Origin of the sequence: Peptoniphilus sp. (assembly GCF_050943655.1) — a bacterium.
Classification (GTDB): domain Bacteria; phylum Bacillota; class Clostridia; order Tissierellales; family Peptoniphilaceae; genus Peptoniphilus_A.
The window spans coordinates 1-3,595 of sequence record NZ_JBMNPQ010000109.1 but is presented as its reverse complement, the minus strand read 5'-3'; the positions used below and the strand labels follow the sequence as shown (position 1 = coordinate 3,595).

The following is a 3,595-nucleotide window of genomic DNA, read 5'->3' as shown; positions in this document are numbered from 1 at the left end:
TTGCAACAGCTCTAAGCCTAGGACATCGAGAAAAATTTTTACTTATCTTTGTTGGTACAATCACAGGCGTTGGAGGAGGCGTCATAAGAGATGTGCTCTCTGGATCTGTTCCATTTATATTTAGGGAGCAAATTTATGCAGGCGCTTGCATTCTTGGTGCCACGGTGTTTTTAATTTTAAGAAATATAGTGGCGGTGGATATCGCCCTCATCATTTGTTTTTTTACGGTGCTAATTGTAAGACTCATTGCAGTTAAAAAGAATTTGAATTTACCTAGAATTTCAAATTAGGAGGATATTATGGCAGTAGCAGAACTAACACTTGTACCTATAGGAACTAATACAACTTCTGTGAGCAAGTACATTGCAGGAGCTCTCGACTCAATTGGAGAAGTAGAAGGACTCACTTACGAACTAAACCCAATGGGAACTGTAATCTCTCACAAGGACTTAAATGTTCTTTATGATGTGATTAGAAAAATGCAGGAATCAGTTTTTGAACACGGAGCTAACAGAGTCTATTCAGTTATAAAAATAGACGACAGGCGCGACAAAGATTATACTTTTAAAGACAAGGTGATTTCTGTAAATGAAAAGAGAAAAAATTAAGTTGCGTTTTTGACGCAACTTTTTTGCATTAAGGAGGAAATATGTATAGCGGATTTTTGACAGATGTTGATGGAGTAAAACTTGGACATGCAGAAGATAAAAATGCCTTGACTGGCGTGAGTGTTATTTTATGTGAAGAAGGATTTAGCGCAGGAGTCGATGTAAGAGGTGCAGGTCCTGGCACACGCGAAACTGATTTACTTAGGGCTGAGAACTTAGTAGAAAAAGTCCACGCAGTGTTTTTAACTGGTGGATCTGCCTACGGACTTGATGCTGGCGGCGGAGTTATGAAATTTTTGGAAGAGAAAGACAAAGGCTTTGATGTTGGCGTTGGTGTCGTTCCAATTGTGCCGGGCGCAGTTTTATTTGACCTTGCAATAGGTGATGCTAAAGTGCGTCCAGATAAAGAGATGGGATACCTCGCTTCTAAAAATGCAACAGATTGCGACAAGACAATGGGAAACTTTGGAGCAGGATGTGGAGCAAGCGTTGGAAAAATTAAAGGAAATGACTTCGCCATGAAAAGTGGAATCGGTCAGTCGTCTGTAAAGGTCGGCGATGTAGTTGTATCTTCAATTGTCGCAGTTAATGCACTTGGTGATATTTACGACTACGAAAAATCTAAAAGAATCGCCGGAGTCTATGACAGAGAAAATTCTAAACATTTATCTACAATTGACCTTTACGAAAAGAACTTTAGTGGCTATAATAACAAGGTGAATAGTTGCAACACAACTATTGCAGTCGTTTGTACAAATGCCAAATTAACCAAGGCAAATTGTAACAAGGTCTCACAGATGGCACATGACGGATATGCAAGAAGCATAAACCCCGTTCACACAATGCAAGACGGAGACACTATCTTTACAATTGCAAAGGGAGATATTGAAAGTGATATCAATTTAATTGGCATGATGGCTGCAAAGAGCATTTCGCGTTCAATAGCAAATGCAATTTATGCAGCAGAAGATGCAGGCGGCCTCGTAAGTTATAACAGTATCAAATAATATGAACAGTATCCCAAAGGAACTGTATCAGGAGGTAAAAATTGAACAGAACAAGAAGTAGTAGCAAGAACAGAAAGCTAGTAATTGCAGCAATGCTGGGTGCAATTACCATTGTGCTTGGACTCACTCCACTTGGAATCATTCCACTTGGACTAATAAACCCAACTACAATGCACATTCCAGTAATCGTGGCAGGAATTGCTGAGGGACCAGTTGTCGGTGCACTCGTTGGACTTATTTTTGGTATTTATTCGCTATTAAATGCCATTTTAAGAAACGCAAGTCCTGTGGCATTTGTATTTTATAATCCGCTTATATCAGTATTGCCAAGAATTTTAATTGGAGTAACATCATATTATGCATACACTGCACTTAAAAAAGTTTCAAGCTCAAAGCTTAGAGGACTTACACAAATTTTGTGGATTGCAATAATAGGATTTTTGTCCTACCTTATGTATAAAAACATCACTACTGGTGCGAGCACATTAAATATCACTTTCGTCGGAGTATTAATTGTCCTATCTGTTGGATTATTTATCTACTCCCTAAAGACAACAAAGGAAGACTTTCCAATTGCACTTGGAGCTTTTGTCGGATCAATGACAAACACTGTCCTTGTACTTGGAGGAATTTATTTAATCTATGCTCAAAAATATGTGGAAGCTCTAAACATTCCACTAGACCAAGCAAAATCTGCAATCCTTGGCGTGTCAATAACATCAGGTATTCCAGAGGCAATACTTTCTATAATAATAACTACAGCTGTAGTAAAGGCACTTAAATCAGGAAGAGGTTGAGATGATAATTGCCGTTGATCTTGAGAATAAATTTACAACATTTGGAGTTTATTCTTCTGAAAAAAGCAAAAATTTAAAACTTATATCTCGCTTCTCTTTAAAGACAGACACTTCAAAGTCAACAGATGAGCTTGCACTTCTATTAAAGCTCATGTTAGTCGATAGAGAAATTTCTTTAAAAAATATAAAGAGCATTATTATTTCCTGTGTCGTTCCAGACATGGTTCCTGTATACACAGAAATATCCAAAAAATTAATTGGAAAGGCGCCAATATTTGTATCAGCAGGTGTAAAGACAGGTCTTAATGTGAAGTGTGAAAATCCAAAGGAAGTTGGATCAGATAGAGTTGCAAGAGCTGTATCTGCGACTCATAAGTACGAGAAAAATTTACTCATAATTTCTGCATCGTCAATAACTACAATTGACTTTGTAAATGAAAGGCGCGAATTTATTGGAGGACTTATAATTCCAGGAATAGATTTGTGGCAGAAATCACTTTTTAAAGAGACATCAAAACTTCCTAAGGTCGAAATAATTAACACTGATAAAGTCCTTGGCAACAGCACAATAAGAGCGATGCAGTCTGGACTTTACTACGGATACAAGAATAGCATCATGGGAATTTTAGAAGACATATTTAAAGAATATAAACTAGATAAGTCCGAGATAAAAATAATTTTGACCGGAATGTATGCAGACTTCTTGCTAGAAGATAATGCATCAAAATTTATTTACGAAGAAAACTTGGCCCTCGACGGTCTTAAAATAATATATGAGAAAAATTTAAAATAATTTTAAAAAATCCTGATGAAAGAATTTACTTCATCAGGATTTTTATATTTATTTAGTTTTTAAAAATGTTCTATGGAATTCTAGTGTTTTTCATATTTCGATTTATCAAAATTTCTATTCCGTTCTAATTAATTCTATGGTTGGTGTTTCCAATATCCTCTTTAATGAGAAATCATAAATCAACATATTTATTCCATAGACTATTAATGAAAATATCAAAAACATTTTATAATCGTAGTAAGTCAAAAGAGTTTTCATCGTAAGAGAATCAGATAATATTGATATAACAAACATTATTCCTATGTTCACCAAGATGGCAATAACAAAGGATTTAATTTGTTCATGTAAGAATTCTTTTTTAAACATATTCTTTAATTCTTTTAAATCCAT

5 protein-coding genes and 1 pseudogene are annotated in these 3,595 nt (G+C 35.6%); 5 read left to right on the top strand and 1 reads right to left on the bottom strand.

The genetic code is table 11. From position 1 onward, the window contains the following. The 5 genes from ACOX6R_RS07635 to ACOX6R_RS07615 all read left to right on the top strand — a co-directional run. Positions 1-290: trimeric intracellular cation channel family protein (locus tag ACOX6R_RS07635; protein WP_433448889.1), on the top strand; the 290-nt coding region annotated here is incomplete at its 5' end. Positions 291-299: 9 nt separating this feature from the next. After that, positions 300-608 (top strand): MTH1187 family thiamine-binding protein, encoded by a 309-nt coding sequence (locus ACOX6R_RS07630; RefSeq protein ID WP_433448887.1) that lies wholly within the window; start codon positions 300-302, stop codon positions 606-608. 41 nt (positions 609-649) lie between these two features. After that, the gene (locus tag ACOX6R_RS07625) at positions 650-1,615 is read left to right on the top strand and encodes a P1 family peptidase (RefSeq protein WP_433448885.1); all 966 of its coding nucleotides are present in this window, start codon (positions 650-652) and stop codon (positions 1,613-1,615) included. Positions 1,616-1,707: 92 nt separating this feature from the next. After that, on the top strand, positions 1,708-2,412 hold the full coding sequence (locus ACOX6R_RS07620; RefSeq protein WP_433448891.1) for an ECF transporter S component: 705 nt from the start codon (positions 1,708-1,710) through the stop codon (positions 2,410-2,412). A gap of 1 nt (position 2,413) precedes the next feature. Then, complete coding sequence (locus ACOX6R_RS07615; RefSeq protein WP_433448883.1) at positions 2,414-3,205, top strand: type III pantothenate kinase; 792 nt, start codon at positions 2,414-2,416, stop codon at positions 3,203-3,205. A 114-nt stretch (positions 3,206-3,319) separates the two neighbouring features. Here the strand turns inward: ACOX6R_RS07615 and ACOX6R_RS07610 are convergent. After that, positions 3,320-3,595 (bottom strand): annotated as a pseudogene (locus tag ACOX6R_RS07610) (ABC transporter permease); the annotation flags it as partial.

Coding starts and splice junctions, on each gene's coding strand:
- ACOX6R_RS07630 (WP_433448887.1), top strand. CDS start 300: ATGGCAGTAGCAGAACTAACACTTGTACCTATAGGAACTAATACAACT.
- ACOX6R_RS07625 (WP_433448885.1), top strand. CDS start 650: ATGTATAGCGGATTTTTGACAGATGTTGATGGAGTAAAACTTGGACAT.
- ACOX6R_RS07620 (WP_433448891.1), top strand. CDS start 1,708: ATGCTGGGTGCAATTACCATTGTGCTTGGACTCACTCCACTTGGAATC.
- ACOX6R_RS07615 (WP_433448883.1), top strand. CDS start 2,414: ATGATAATTGCCGTTGATCTTGAGAATAAATTTACAACATTTGGAGTT.